The sequence below is a fragment of the Rhodococcus sp. FH8 genome (assembly GCF_019266085.1).
In the GTDB taxonomy this organism is placed as follows: Bacteria; Actinomycetota; Actinomycetes; order Mycobacteriales; family Mycobacteriaceae; genus Rhodococcus_F; species Rhodococcus_F qingshengii.
This window is the reverse complement of the sequence record NZ_LPNQ01000061.1, coordinates 278,624-292,590: the sequence shown is the minus strand read 5'-3', so window position 1 is coordinate 292,590 and position 13,967 is coordinate 278,624. Positions and strand designations below refer to the sequence as shown.

At 60.9% G+C, this 13,967-nt stretch carries 12 protein-coding genes; all 12 read left to right on the top strand.

All coding sequences use genetic code 11. The annotated features are described in order from the left end of the window. Positions 1 to 32: 32 nt before the first annotated feature. A complete protein-coding gene (locus tag ATN38_RS12875; protein ID WP_042450147.1) occupies positions 33 to 1,385 on the top strand; it encodes a sugar ABC transporter substrate-binding protein in 1,353 nt (450 codons plus the stop codon). Further along, entirely contained in the window at positions 1,382 to 2,332 is a 951-nt protein-coding gene (locus ATN38_RS12870; protein WP_218748082.1) for a carbohydrate ABC transporter permease, read from the top strand. The genes ATN38_RS12875 and ATN38_RS12870 overlap by 4 nt, the downstream gene beginning before the upstream one ends. Beyond that, the gene (locus tag ATN38_RS12865) at positions 2,332 to 3,198 is read left to right on the top strand and encodes a carbohydrate ABC transporter permease (protein ID WP_003941600.1); all 867 of its coding nucleotides are present in this window, start codon (positions 2,332 to 2,334) and stop codon (positions 3,196 to 3,198) included. The genes ATN38_RS12870 and ATN38_RS12865 overlap by 1 nt, the downstream gene beginning before the upstream one ends. A 27-nt stretch (positions 3,199 to 3,225) precedes the next feature. Beyond that, the gene (locus ATN38_RS12860) at positions 3,226 to 4,320 is read left to right on the top strand and encodes an ABC transporter ATP-binding protein (protein ID WP_042450146.1); all 1,095 of its coding nucleotides are present in this window, start codon (positions 3,226 to 3,228) and stop codon (positions 4,318 to 4,320) included. 95 nt (positions 4,321 to 4,415) lie between these two features. Next, positions 4,416 to 5,333, top strand: a complete 918-nt coding sequence (locus ATN38_RS12855) for a carbohydrate kinase (protein ID WP_218748081.1) — start codon at positions 4,416 to 4,418, stop codon at positions 5,331 to 5,333. A 95-nt stretch (positions 5,334 to 5,428) separates the two neighbouring features. Further along, positions 5,429 to 7,645, top strand: a complete 2,217-nt coding sequence (locus ATN38_RS12850; protein WP_218748080.1) for an MMPL family transporter — start codon at positions 5,429 to 5,431, stop codon at positions 7,643 to 7,645. 18 nt (positions 7,646 to 7,663) lie between these two features. Continuing rightward, positions 7,664 to 8,866 (top strand): sensor histidine kinase, encoded by a 1,203-nt coding sequence (locus ATN38_RS12845; protein WP_218748079.1) that lies wholly within the window; start codon positions 7,664 to 7,666, stop codon positions 8,864 to 8,866. Beyond that, positions 8,863 to 9,537, top strand: a complete 675-nt coding sequence (locus ATN38_RS12840) for a response regulator transcription factor (protein ID WP_218748078.1) — start codon at positions 8,863 to 8,865, stop codon at positions 9,535 to 9,537. The genes ATN38_RS12845 and ATN38_RS12840 overlap by 4 nt, the downstream gene beginning before the upstream one ends. A gap of 64 nt (positions 9,538 to 9,601) precedes the next feature. Continuing rightward, positions 9,602 to 10,906: an HNH endonuclease signature motif containing protein gene (locus tag ATN38_RS12835; protein ID WP_218748077.1), complete on the top strand. Its 1,305-nt coding sequence runs from the start codon at positions 9,602 to 9,604 to the stop codon at positions 10,904 to 10,906. A gap of 310 nt (positions 10,907 to 11,216) precedes the next feature. After that, complete coding sequence (locus ATN38_RS12830; protein WP_003941638.1) at positions 11,217 to 12,344, top strand: NDMA-dependent alcohol dehydrogenase; 1,128 nt, start codon at positions 11,217 to 11,219, stop codon at positions 12,342 to 12,344. Positions 12,345 to 12,380: 36 nt separating this feature from the next. Further along, positions 12,381 to 13,220 (top strand): serine hydrolase, encoded by an 840-nt coding sequence (locus ATN38_RS12825; protein ID WP_218748076.1) that lies wholly within the window; start codon positions 12,381 to 12,383, stop codon positions 13,218 to 13,220. 128 nt (positions 13,221 to 13,348) lie between these two features. Continuing rightward, on the top strand, positions 13,349 to 13,858 hold the full coding sequence (locus tag ATN38_RS12820; RefSeq protein WP_003941617.1) for a DUF3145 domain-containing protein: 510 nt from the start codon (positions 13,349 to 13,351) through the stop codon (positions 13,856 to 13,858). Positions 13,859 to 13,967: the final 109 nt, after the last annotated feature.

Genomic DNA, 13,967 nt, shown 5'->3' with positions numbered 1-13,967 from the left:
GACTGACACGCAAGTGTGAAGGAAGGTAATCCGTGAAAACAGGAAGACGAGTGTGGGGCGCTGCCGCGGCGGCGCTCTGCCTCCTGGTGTCGGGATGTGCGGGCGCTGGTGCGCTCGGTGGTTCCGGCGAACGAACAGTCACCATCGCGATGGTGTCGAACTCGCAGATGCAGGACGCCATCAAACTGGCGCCGGCTTTCGAAGCCGAGAACCCTGGCATCGACCTCAAATTCGTCAGCCTTTCCGAGAACCAGGCGCGCGCCAAGATCACGGCCTCGACGGCAACCGGCGGCGGTGAGTTCGACGTCGTGATGATCAGCAACTACGAGACACCTCAGTGGGCCGCCAACGGTTGGCTCACGAACCTGTCCGACTATGCAGACAAGACGCCCGGTTATGACGAGGACGACTTCGTACCGTCGATCAAGACTTCTCTGTCATACGAGGACAGTATGTACGCGGTTCCGTTCTACGGGGAGTCGTCGTTCCTGATGTACCGCAAGGATCTGTTCGATCAGGCGGGGATAACAGTTCCCGAAGACCCGACGTGGCAAGAAGTCGCAGGTTGGGCAGCGCAGTTCGACAACCCGGACGCCAAGATGGCGGGAATCTGCTTGCGCGGAAAGCCTGGCTGGGGTGAGGTACTCGCACCGCTGAACACTGTGATCAACACCTTCGGTGGACGATGGTACGACGAGAATTGGAATGCGCAGCTGACGAGTCCGCAGGTCGAGGATGCGGTTCAGTTCTACGTGGACACGGTCAAGGAGCACGGTCAGCCGGGACCTGCCACAAGCGGATTCGGTGAATGTGCAACACAATTCGCGCAAGGCAACACGGCGATGTGGTACGACGCAACCTCAGCTGTGTCGGTGCTCGAAGATCCCGCCTCGTCGAAGGTGGTCGGCAACATCGGATATGCGAAGGCCCCGAAGGTCGAGAAGTCCGATCCTGGTTGGCTCTACACGTGGGCGCTCGGAATCCCGGAGTCGGCAAAGAACAAAGATGACGCCTGGAAGTTCATTTCCTGGATGACGAACAAGGACTACATCCAGAAGGTCGGAACCGAACTCGGCTGGTCGAGAGTTCCTCCGGGAAGTCGCCTATCGACCTACGAGATTCCGGAATATCAAGAGGCCGCACAGGCATTCGGTCCGATCACCCTCGAATCGATCAACAATGCAGATCCGAAAAACCCGACAGTGCAACCGGTTCCGTACACCGGCGTCCAGTTCCTCACCATCCCTGAGTTTCAGGACCTGGGCACTCGCGTCAGCCAGCAGATCAGTGCGGCCATCGCGGGTCAGAAGAGCGTGAAAGAAGCACTCGAACAATCCCAGCAGTATGCCGAGGTGGTCGGCAAGACCTATCAGGAGAACCGATGACTACGGTTGCCGAGCCCAGAACTACGGTGGACGACGCGCCACCGGTACGTGTCGAAAAGAAGATCTCCCGCGCCGAGGGTTGGCGTCGTAGAGGTCCCCTGTTGCCGGCGTTGATCTTCTCGATCGTCGTCACCCAGATTCCGTTTCTGTTCACCCTCTACTACTCGACGCAGTCGTGGAACCTAGTCCGGCCGGGATCGCGGCACTTCAACGGGTTCGACAACTACATAGAGGTTTTCACGGACAGTCAGTTTCGGGAAGTCGCGGTCAACACGGTCATCATGATCGTAGGTACGGTCATCGTTTCGGTGATCCTCGGACTCGCGTTGGCACTCCTACTCGACAGAGCCTTCCTCGGTCGCGGGATCGTGCGGACACTGCTGATCACGCCGTTTCTCATTACTCCCGTCGCCGGCGCATTGCTGTGGAAGACAACAATGTTCGACCCGGTGTTCGGTATCGTGAACTTCGTCCTCCAGCCTTTCGGCGTCGGCCAGGTCGACTGGGTCAGCAAGTTTCCGCTCGCCGCCGTCATGATCAATCTGATCTGGCAGTGGACGCCCTTCATGATGCTGCTCATTCTGGCCGGTTTGCAGTCCATGCCCCGAGACATTCTCGAAGCCGCACGAGTGGACGGAGCCAAGCCGTTTGCGATGTTCCGCGAACTGACGTTGCCGCACCTGCGCCGCTTCATCGAACTCGGTGCAGTTCTGGGTGCGATCTACCTCGTGAACACCTTTGACGCGGTGTACATGATGACGTCGGGCGGGCCCGGCGTGGCCAGCTCGAACCTGCCGTTCTACATCTACCAGCGCGCGTTCCTCGGCTTCGACGTAGGTCAAGCTGCGGCGATGGGTGTCGTAACAGTGATCGCGACGATCATCGTGTCGACACTTGCGCTCCGATTGATCTTCAAGAGCTTCACCGGCAACGAGGAGGCGGCGTGATGACTGCCGTAGAGACGACAAGCGCGACGGCCGACAAGCCCGTCGTCAAGAAAAAGAAGAGCAGCAAGTTCAGTCCGTGGTCGGTTGTGGCGTGGATCGCCGCTCTCGGGTTTTTCTTCCCGGTCTTCTGGATGGTCCTCACCGCGTTCAAGACCGAGGCAGACGCCTACACGGATCCGCCGAAGCTGTTCTTCACTCCCACCCTCGAACAGTTCCGTGCCGTCCTCGACTCCGGTCTCGGCACGACGCTGGCAAACTCCGCATTTGCGACGGCCATGTCGACGATTCTTGTTCTGCTACTGGGTGTTCCGGCTGCGTTTGCATTGTCGCTTCGCCCGGTAGCCAAGACTCAGGACGTTCTGTTCTTTTTCATCAGTACCAAGATGCTCCCAGTCGTCGCTGCAATCGTGCCGCTGTACGTGATCGTCAACGACATCGGATTGCTCGACAACATCTGGGCGCTGGTCATCTTGTACACATCGATGAATCTGCCGATCGCAGTGTGGATGATGCGTTCGTTCTTTCTCGAAGTCCCCGGCGAACTTCTCGAAGCTGCCAGCATGGACGGCGCGAGTTTGTGGACCTCGGTTCGCGAGGTGATCCTCCCGCTGATCTCGCCCGGAATTGCTGCGACTGCGCTGATCTGCGTGATCTTCTCGTGGAACGAATTCTTCTTCGCCGTCAACCTGACAGCTGTTCAAGCACAGACGATTCCGGTCTTCCTGGTCGGGTTCATCACCGGCGAGGGCCTGTACTGGGCTCGGCTCTCCGCGGCAGCGACCATGGCGGCATTGCCCGTCATCCTGGCCGGTTGGTTCGCCCAGAACAAACTGGTGCGCGGCCTGTCCTTCGGTGCAATCAAATAATTCTCCTCACCCTCTCAGGAGTTCGTCATGGCTGAAATCTCGTACCAGAAAGCGTCTTGCATCTACGAAGGTGCCGGGACCCTCGCTGTCGATTCACTCGATCTCGACATCAACGACGGGGAGTTCATCGTGCTCGTCGGTCCGTCAGGTTCCGGAAAGTCCACGGCCCTGCGCATGTTGGCAGGGCTCGAGGACATCGATTCCGGCGCGATCACCATCAACGGCAAGGACATGACCGATGTCCCGTCCAAGGATCGCGACATCGCAATGGTCTTCCAGAATTACGCGCTGTACCCCAACAAAACCGTCGGGGAAAATATGGGGTTCGCGTTGAAGATGCGCGGTGTGCCCGTCGAGGAGCGTAAGAAGAAAGTGGCCGAAGCGGCCAAACTGCTTGACCTGACTGACTATCTCGACCGCAAGCCGGCCAAGCTTTCCGGTGGTCAACGGCAGCGAGTTGCCATGGGCCGAGCTATCGTTCGTGAACCGCAAGTGTTCTGCATGGACGAGCCGCTCTCCAACCTCGACGCAAAGCTACGCGTCCAGACCCGCACGCAGATCGCGGCGTTGCAGCGTCGTCTCGGAACCACCACCGTCTACGTCACGCACGATCAGGTGGAAGCGATGACGATGGGTGATCGCGTGGCAGTGCTCAAGGGCGGCAAGTTGCAACAATTCGCTTCTCCGACCGAACTTTACGATCGGCCGGCCAATGCGTTTGTTGCAGGCTTCATCGGATCTCCAGGTATGAACTTGGTAACGGCGCCGGTCAGTTCGGGTGGGGTGCGGTTCGGCGACGTCGAGGTTCCGCTGGACCGCGAGCAGATGGCGGCAATCGCCGCGGCCGGTCTGGCTTCGGTCACAGTAGGAATTCGGCCCGAGCAATTCCAGGTGGTCGCTGCCGGAGACGGAATCGCAGCTCAGATCGACCTGGTAGAGGAACTGGGCAACGAGTCGTACATCTACGCACACGTGCCTGGTACCGAAGCCGACCCGATCTCGCTCGTTGCACGCACCGGCGGGCGATCGAAGCTGCAGTACGGCCAGACGCTGGGCTTCGAGCGGGTGGACGGCCTTGTTCACCTCTTCGACCCGGCTACGGGCGAGCGTGTGGGTAGCTGAATCCCATCACAATCGTGACCTGCTCGGCACCCGAACTCGTTCGTGCCGAGCAGGTCACATCGATCTTCGACTGGTGAGAAGGTTAGGGTCTACCGATGAGTGATACACGCGAACGATCCGTCGTGGTGTGTGGTGAGGGACTGGTTGATCTGGTTCCGGTGGGGGAGAACTTCTCACCCAAGTTGGGCGGTGGACCGTTCAACGTTGCGATTGCACTGGGTCGACTCGGATCCGACGTGGGATTCGTCTCTCGCTTGTCCACAGACGCTTTCGGAGATCGGATGATCGACTCGCTGGCCGCGTCCAATGTCGACACAACTGGGGTCGAACGTGGGCCCGAGCCGACAACTCTGGCCGTCGTGAACCTTGCAGCGGACGGAGGTGCGCGGTATTCCTTCTACCTCGAGGGAACGGCGGATCGACAGTTCGCGCTGCCGAAACTTCCCTCTGCCCGGGCATTCTCGTTCGGAACGCTGTCGCTGGTGCTCGAGCCCGGGGCCTCTGCCTACGAAGCTTTGCTGCACGAAGCACACGCCCGCGGTCGACTCACCATGGTGGACCCCAACATTCGTCCGGCGGTGATCTCCGACCCGGACGCGTATCGACGACGGTTTCGTTCGTGGTTGCCCGCCATCGATATTCTCAAAGTGAGCGACGACGACGCGAAGTGGTTGGGTTCGGTCGACGGCGCCGAGTGGCTCCACGAAGGCGTCGGCGCCGTCCTGCTCACCCGTGGTGGTGACGGGTTGCGGTTGATCACCGAGGAACTCGATGTTTCGGTGCCGGCGCCCGCGGTCGACGTCGCGGACACGATTGGTGCGGGCGATACCGTTCACGGAGCCCTGTTGGCCTACCTTGATCGTCACGATGCACTCGACGTCGCTGTTGTGCGCGGCTTCTCCGAGGCAGATTGGTCGGCCGCGTTGACCTTTGCCGCACGCGCGGCAGCCGTCACCGTGTCACGTCCCGGGGCGGATCCGCCGTGGTCAAGGGAGTTGGGCCGGCCCGTCTAGCACTGCGGACCACCGCCCTACTGCGAGCGCAGTACGTCGAACTGCCTACCTGTGCACGATGTGCGACGGGGTCGTGTATCGGCACAGTGACACGCATGTCGATATTCCTGTACAAACTCTCGCGACTCGCGTTTCGGCGCCGTTGGGCAATGGTGGGCTTCTGGGTCGTCCTGCTGGTGGCGGGCGGAGTAGGCGCAGCAACGCTGTCCGGTCCGACCGTCAATACGTTGTCGATTCCGGGCACCGAATCACAAGCGGCGCAAGATCTTCTGGCTGAAAGATTTCCGCAGTCGTCCACCGACGGAGCCAGTGCTCGCATCGTCTTCGAATCTCCGGCGGGCACGACGCTCACCGATCCGGCGATTCGACAATCCGTCAGTGACTTGGTCTCTGCGCTCGGGAAGGACCCCGAGGTTGCAGCGGTATCGGATCCATATGCCTCCGGCGGAGTGTCGCCGACTGGGACGATCGGATACATGCAGGTCTCTTATACCGCCGACTCGATCGACTTGCCGGACAGCTCGAAAGAACTGCTCGAGTCCGCCGTTCACGACGCTGCGGGTTCGGGACTGGCGATCGATGTCGCCGGCAACGTGCTGATGGAAAGCAGTGCCGAATCGATGGGCGAAGTGATCGGCGTCGCGATCGCCGCTGTGGTCCTGACGGTCACTTTCGGTTCGTTGGTGGCAGCAGGGCTTCCCTTGATCAGCGCGTTGATCGGCATCGGCATCGCGATCTGCACGATCACTATCGCAACTGGTTTCATCGAATTGGGTTCGAGCACAACCGTCCTGGCAATGATGCTTGGGCTCGCCGTGGCGATCGACTATTCGCTCTTCATCGTCTCGCGCTACCGCTCCGAACTACGTGACGGACATGATCCGGAAATTGCTGCGGGCAGAGCAGCGGGGACGGCGGGCTCGGCCGTAGTGTTCGCGGGGTTGACGGTGCTCATCGCATTGGCAGGACTGTTCGTCGTGAACATCCCGTTCCTGACGAGCATGGGTCTGGCTGCAGCATTCGCAGTTGCTGTTGCAGTGGTGATTTCACTGACGCTGCTGCCCGCCACACTCGGATTTGCAGGGTCGCGCGTCATGAGTCGGTCTGATCGTCGACTGCTGGCGTCCGGCGGTGAACTGACACACCGGAAACAGTCGGAGGGTGCCGGCTCGCGATGGGCCAAGTTCGTGATCCGGCGTCGAGTTCCGGTTTTGCTCGCGTCAGTCCTCGGGCTGGGATTGCTGGCGATCCCCACCTTCGGAATCAACCTGAGTTTGGCGAGCCCACCAGTGCCCGACACAACTGCCGCCAGGGCTACCGACCGACTATCCGAGGGGTTCGGTGCCGGGTTCAGCGGTCCGCTCATGGTGGTCGTCGACGTTGCCGACGCCGCAGATCCGGCAGCGGCATTGAGCGGCGCCCAGGAAAAGCTCGGTGCTCTGCCCGACGTAGCGGCAGTGACGCCGCCAGCACTCAATCAGGCCGGCGATACAGCAGTCATCACGGTGGTTCCCTCGAGCGGCCCCGAAACCGAGGCAACAAAGGCGCTCGTCGCAGATATACGTGACGTCGCCGGATCACTGACCGACGAGACCGGGGCCACGATGTCGGTCACCGGTCAGACAGCGTTGACGATCGACGTCTCGGACCGCCTGGCTGATGCCCTCGTTCCCTACCTCGCATTGGTCGTCGGCCTCGCCTTCATTCTTTTGATGCTGGTGTTCCGCTCGATCTTGGTACCGCTCAAGGCAACTCTCGGATTTCTGCTCTCGATCGGCGCGACGTTCGGTGTGCTGGTCGCGATCTTCCAGTGGGGTTGGTTCGCCGGCATTCTCGGAATCGAAGGCCAAACCGGATCAGTTGTGGCGATGTTGCCCATCTTCATGATCGGCATCGTCTTCGGGTTGGCGATGGACTACCAGGTGTTCCTGGTGACCAGAATGCGTGAAGCGTTCGTCCACGGTGACGGACCGGATGAAGCAGTCGTGAAGGGCTTCGACCAGGGCGCGCGAGTCGTCACGGCCGCGGCGCTGATCATGATCGCCGTTTTCGCGGGCTTCATCTTCGGCGGCGACGCCTTCATCATGCAGATCGGACTCGGACTCTCGTTCGCGGTTCTGTTCGACGCCTTCGTGATTCGTATGACCGTCGTACCGGCCGTCATGTCCCTGTTGGGCTCGAAGGCATGGTGGTTCCCCTCATGGCTGGACCGGTTGGTCCCGAACGTCGATGTCGAGGGGGAGCAGTTGACTGCGCTGCTCGCAGATTCGAAGGAATCCAGTGAACCCACGAGCGACAAGTTGTCGGTGTGACCCGGATACGGTAGATCGATGACTTCGACATCGACGTGGGGTCGATGGTGTGCGGAACACCCGCGCACCATCGACCTGGCACTGGCGATTCTCGTGCTCCTTGCCACGTGGACGGCGCACCGCATCGCGCTCGACGGCAATGACACCCGCGAGGTCACGGTTGTGGGAGTGCTTGTAACAGCGATCGCAGCGGCAACCATCGTGTTCCGAAGGCGCTATCCGTTCTCGGCACTGGCGGTGGCAGTACTGCTCGGCGTATTGATGATTGCACTGTCAGCGCCGCCGAATGCCGGCACAGGTTCCGCAGCGATGGTGTGCCTCTATTACGTTGCCAGCACGAGTGACCGCCGGAGGACCTTCTTCGCAGCGGCGAGCACAGTCAGCTCGCTGATGCTCGTCACGATCTTTTTGGGAGTGGGGAACAATCTCCTGCAGGAGGCACTGGGGTTGTTGTCGTGGTTGCTGATGGCAAGTTTTGCCGGCGCCGAGGTCCGTTCTCGCCGGGCCTATCTGGAGTCCGTCGAGGCGCGCGCGGTGCAAGCGGAAAGAATGCGCGAGGACGAGGCCCGACACCGCGTCGTCGAAGAAAGGATGCGGATTGCGCGAGACCTGCACGACGTTGTCGCGCACCACATTGCCTTGGTCAACCTGCAAGTCGGGGTCGCGTCGCACTTGATCGGGAAAGACCCGGAGAAGGCGACGACTGCACTACGCGGAGTGGAGGAAACGTCCAAGGCGGCACTCGATGAAATTCGGGCCACGGTCGGAGTTCTCCGTGATGCTCAGGACGGTGATCGCTCGATGAAGCCGGCTCCGGGGCTTTCGGATCTACCGGCACTGGTGGATCAATTCGTCAGTGCAGGAATGGAAATCGAGGTGCGCGCTGTGGGTTCGCTGCGCCCACTCGGGCCCGCAGTAGATCTCACAGCGTACCGAATTATCCAGGAGGCACTCGTGAATGCGAGCAAGCATGCGTTGCCAGGGGCCGTCACCGTGTCGTTGTCATACGAAGCCGAGGTTCTGATGCTGTCGGTCGAAAACTCCGGAACGGCAGTGCCTTCGACGTCACCACCCGGGTACGGACTGCTGGGAATGAAGGAGAGGGCACAGGCGATGGGAGGCGAGGTCTCAGCAGGATTCCGCGCCGACGGGGGATTTCGTGTGGACGCCCAACTACCGCTTGTCTCGGTGTCCAGGGGTTCGGAGCGTGAGGAGTCGTGAGTATTCGGGTAGTAGTGGCAGACGATCAGGCGCTCTTCCGTCAAACGCTTGCGCTGCTGATCGGTTCGGAAGAGGACATGGAGGTGGTCGCCGAGGCGGCAGACGGAGAGCAGGCATTCCAGGCGGCGCTCGAGCACCGACCCGACGTTGTATTGATGGACATTCGAATGCCAGGCACCAGCGGAGTCGAAGCGACCGCCATGATTGCCGATCATCCGGATTTGACCGACGTGCACGTGTTGATTCTTACCACCTTCGAAGTGGATGAGCATGTGGCACAGGCGATCCGGGCGGGAGTCAGCGGCTTCATCGGCAAAGGAATCCGAGCCGAGGATCTACTCGATGCTGTTCGGACGGTCGCAGGTGGGAACTCTTTGCTGTCGCCGATTGCGACCAGCGCGTTGATTTCTCGGTTCCTTTCCACTCCGTCGCGGGCCGACTCGACTTCTGGGATTTTCGGTCAGTTGACCCCACGCGAACTCGAAGTGGTAACCCTCGTTGCCCTCGGGATGTCCAACGACGAAATCGCTGCGGAATTGGTGATCAGCGCGGTCACGGCAAAAACGCACGTGAACCGGGCGATGACAAAACTGGATGTCCGCGACCGCGCGCAACTGGTGGTTCTCGCCTATCAATGCGGTGTGGTGATTCCGGGACGCTCGGTGGATTGACTCGAGAAACTCTTGACTCGAACGGGTGTTCGAGTATTGTTTGGGGAGGGGATCGGGGGATTCAATGAGTGTCTTGTTGTCGGATGTGGTGTCTGGTTCTGCGGTGGGGTTACGCGGACGCCTGTGGCAGTTGTCTGCTGCTGAGTTGCGTGAGGCTGCTGTCGAGGCGAGTGTGGAGACTCTGCGCCTGGAAGCCGTTCGGGTGGCGGTGGTCGACGAACTCTCGTTGCGTTCCGATGATCAGGTGATTGCCAGCCGCGGGGTGGGGTCCTGGTTGGCGGCCAACACGATGCTGCAGGTTCGGGACGGGAAGAAGATCGCCGCCCTGGGTGCAGCTTTGCGGCCGTTTCCGGCGGTGGCTGCTCGGTTCGATTGCGGGGATTGCTCGTTCGATCATGCTGTGTTGATCGTGGCGTTCTGCGAGTCACCGCCGAAGGGCATGCCGGAGGAGGCGCTACCGAAGTGCATCGATTTGTTGTTGGCTGCTGCGTCGGGGGTGGAGGCGACGACGACGAAGGTGCGGAACGTGATCGCGACCTTGGAGCGAATCTTCGAATCCGATGAGATTCCGCCCGCCGAGGATATCGACCGCAATGAGTTTCGGATCGCGTCGACATTGAATGGTCGGGTGGTGGTGCGTGGGGATTTCGATGCTCTCACCGGTGAAATGTTGTTGTCGGCGTTGTCGAATCTGACGATGCCGACCCCGGCACCGGATGGAACCCCGGATTCTCGGTCGGCGGCGAAGCGGACGGCGGACGGGTTCACGGAACTGATCCGCCGCTACCTGGACTGCGCGAAAACCGGCACGGACGGTGGTCAGCGTCCGCACGTGAACGTGCACATCAACGCTCGGGATCTGGCCGAGCACCGGGACTGCGCCGCCACACCCTCCACTGCTGATGGTGAAGAGTCTCTGTCGGATCTCGATGTCGGGCACATGCCCTGGCTCGGACCACTGTCCGTCTCGCAGACCAGACTCCTCGGGTGTGACTGCTTCCTGTCCACGGTGCTGCTCGACGGTCACGGCGTGCCGTTGGATGCGAAACCAGGAAAGAGGTTGGTCACCGCCGAACAACGGACTGCGTTGATTGCCCGAGACAGAGGCTGCGCCTTCCCGGGCTGCACATGCGTGCCCGCGTGGACGGATGCGCACCATATCCGGCACTGGGCCAACGGTGGCCCGACGGTGATGAACAACCTGGTCCTGCTGTGCCGTTCGCACCACCGACTGATGCACCGAAAAGCCGGGTTCGTCGGGAAATGGGATATCCGGATCGGTGTCGACAACAAACCGTGGTTCATTCCGCCGCCCTCGATCGACCCCGGGCAGCACCCGCGGCCGGCGAACACCACCTTCAAAACCTGAGGGGTCAAACCTCAGATGCACCAGAACATGCCCAGGCCTGTTTCAGACCCGCTGCTCTGTGTCCGACCGATTGGTGGGAGGTGGAGTCGAATGGTTGCGTGCTTTCGGGGCGGCTCTACTTTCGGGTGCCCGTGTGGCCTGTCCCACTCAGTGGGTCATTATTCCGTCGTTGCCGCGCCGGTTGTGCCAGGTCATTTGGACGTCTGACCTGCAGTGCAAAATCTTTCGTTAGAACACGTTCCAATTTCGCAGATTTGTGGCTATGGTCACAGAGATAGATGCGGGTGTGCGAATGAAAGGGTGAAGTGACGTGAAGACCAAGGGTGCAATCCTGTGGGGCCTCAATGAAAAGTGGTCCGTCGAGGAGATCGAGATCGGTGAGCCGGTAGCCGGCGAAGTTCAGATTCGCATGGAAGCGGCCGGAATGTGCCACTCCGATCACCACATCGTCACCGGCGCGACCCCGATGCCGTCGTTCCCCGTCATGGGTGGGCACGAGGGTTCGGGCGTCATCACCAAGCTCGGCCCGGAGGTCAAGGGTCTGGAGGTGGGCGACCACGTCGTTCTGTCCTTCATTCCGGCTTGTGGAACCTGTCCGGCGTGTTCGGCCGGACATCAGAATCTTTGTGACCTCGGGATGGGCCTCCTCAGCGGCCAAGCCATCAGCGACGGCACGTACCGGATCCAGGCTCGCGGCGAAAACGTGATCCCGATGTGCCTGCTAGGGACGTTCTCGCCCTACATGGTCGTGAACCAGTCGTCAGTGGTGAAGATCGACAAGGACATTCCGTTCGAGGTTGCCGCACTCGTCGGTTGCGGCGTTCCGACCGGTTGGGGATCGGCAACCCACATCGCCGATGTGAAGCCCGGCGAAGACGTTGTGATCATGGGTGTCGGCGGCGTCGGTATCAGCGCGCTACAGGGTGCAGTTGCATCGGGCGCCCGGTACATCTTTGCCATCGACCCTGTGCCGTGGAAGCGTGAGCAGGCTCTGAAGTTCGGCGCAACGCACGCTTTCGAAAGCGCTGCCGCTGCCATTCAGCCGATCATCGACGCCACGTACGGACGCATGGCGCAGAAGACGATCATCACCGTCGGCGAAATGAAGGGTGAGTACGTCGAAGAAGCGATGATTCTGACGGCAAAGGCCGGCCGTTGTGTCGTCACCGCAATGGGGCACCTGACGGACATGGATGTGAAGCTGAACCTGTTCCTGATGGCGATGCTTCAGAAGGACCTTCAGGGCAACATTTTCGGCGGTGGCAACGCTCGCCAGGACGTGCCGAACCTCCTCGCGATGTACAAGGCAGGCAAGCTGAACCTCGACGACATGGTCACTCGGACCTACACGCTCGAAGGCGTGAACGACGGCTACCAGGACATGTTGGATGGCAAGAACATCCGCGGCGTCATCCGCTACACCGAAGCTGACTGGTGATCGAAAGCGCAACTCTTGTGCCAGTAGTCTGATCGGGTGCCCAGTACTCACAGTCTCGACGTAATCCAGCAGTGGCCGGTCGACCATGCGGCAGCGGTCGTCCTCTCCGGAAAGAATCCCGGTGAGGGCGACCGCATTCGTGGTTTCAGTGGCGACCAGGCGCATGTTTTCCCCCTGGCTTCGGTGACAAAACTGTTGTGCGCCTACGCGATTCTCGTGGCAGTGGAGGAGGGGGCGGTCGAGTTGGATGGGCCGGCCGGGCCTGAGGGGTCGACCGTTCGTCATCTCCTCGCACATGCTTCGGGATTGGCATTCGCCGAACGTGTTGTTCAGGCGCCGGTGGCGTCGAAGCGGATCTACTCGAGTGCGGGGTTCGAGGTGCTTGCCGAGTTGGTTTCCCGGGAGACCGAGATCGAATTTGCCGACTATCTGGCCGAGGCAGTGTTCGCGCCGTTGGCGATGACCAGCGCGGCTCTTGTCGGTCCGGCCGGTCACGGTGCGCAGGCATCGGCAGACGACTTGGCCAAGTTTGCGGATGAACTGCTCTCGCCGACTCTGGTCTCGGCGCAGACGTTCGCAGAGGCGACAACTGTGCAGTTCCCGGGGCTCAACGGAATTCTTCCGGGTTACGGCTCTCAGCGCCCCAACGACTGGGGACTCGGATTCGAAATTCGGGGCGACAAGCGTCCGCATTGGACGGGTCTCGAGAACTCGGCCGCTACCTTCGGTCATTTCGGCCAGTCCGGGACGTTCCTGTGGGTCGATCCCACGATCGATACTGCGTGCGTCGTGCTTACCGATCGCGATTTCGGTGATTGGGCCAAGCCTTTGTGGACCGAATTGTCGGATGGCGTGGTCGGTGAAGTTTCGCGGTAGAGCACAAATTTCTCTCCTTCCACTGGCGCAACACGGGTAACACAAGGCACACTGTTCAATCGAGCGTGCTGCACGAACTCGACAGAGGTCGTTGGGGAAGACGTCCCTCGTCGAAGCAGGAGGCTCGAGTGCGCGAAATGAATCAATTCGCGGACGTGACGACTGGTGTGGTTTACATCCACTCGTCGCCCGCGGCGCTGTGCCCGCACGTGGATTGGGCTTTGTCCGCCACGTTGGACAGCCCTGCCAAGCTCAGATGGACCTCACAGCCTGCCTACGACGGGCTTCTGCGTGCGACGACGGACTGGACGGGTCCCGTCGGAACCTGTGCTCGCCTGGTCGACTCGCTACGCGCGTGGCCGATGTTGCGGTTCGAGGTCACCGAGGACCCGAGTCATGGCGTCGACGGCGAACGGTACAGCCATGTGCCCGGTCTGGGCCTGTGGCGCGGATCCACCAGTGCGAACGGTGATGTCGTCGTAGGGGAGATGAAACTGCGGTCCATCATGAATTCCGGTGGAGACATCGCCGCGGAGATCGATCGGGCGATAGGCGCACCGTGGGACGAGGAACTCGAACCCTTCCGGAGTTCAGGCGAAGGTGCCGAAGTGACATGGCTGCGAAGGCGTGTCAGCTAACCGAGGTCCATCCTGAACCCTGAGCGCTCTCGCGGGGCTTGAACGACAAAGACTTGAATGACAAAGGTGGGCCCCGCCGTATCGGCGAGGCCCACCTTGCTGTCCAGGG

Coding starts and splice junctions, on each gene's coding strand:
- ATN38_RS12870 (WP_218748082.1), top strand. CDS start 1,382: ATGACTACGGTTGCCGAGCCCAGAACTACGGTGGACGACGCGCCACCG.
- ATN38_RS12865 (WP_003941600.1), top strand. CDS start 2,332: ATGACTGCCGTAGAGACGACAAGCGCGACGGCCGACAAGCCCGTCGTC.
- ATN38_RS12860 (WP_042450146.1), top strand. CDS start 3,226: ATGGCTGAAATCTCGTACCAGAAAGCGTCTTGCATCTACGAAGGTGCC.
- ATN38_RS12855 (WP_218748081.1), top strand. CDS start 4,416: ATGAGTGATACACGCGAACGATCCGTCGTGGTGTGTGGTGAGGGACTG.
- ATN38_RS12850 (WP_218748080.1), top strand. CDS start 5,429: ATGTCGATATTCCTGTACAAACTCTCGCGACTCGCGTTTCGGCGCCGT.
- ATN38_RS12845 (WP_218748079.1), top strand. CDS start 7,664: ATGACTTCGACATCGACGTGGGGTCGATGGTGTGCGGAACACCCGCGC.
- ATN38_RS12835 (WP_218748077.1), top strand. CDS start 9,602: ATGAGTGTCTTGTTGTCGGATGTGGTGTCTGGTTCTGCGGTGGGGTTA.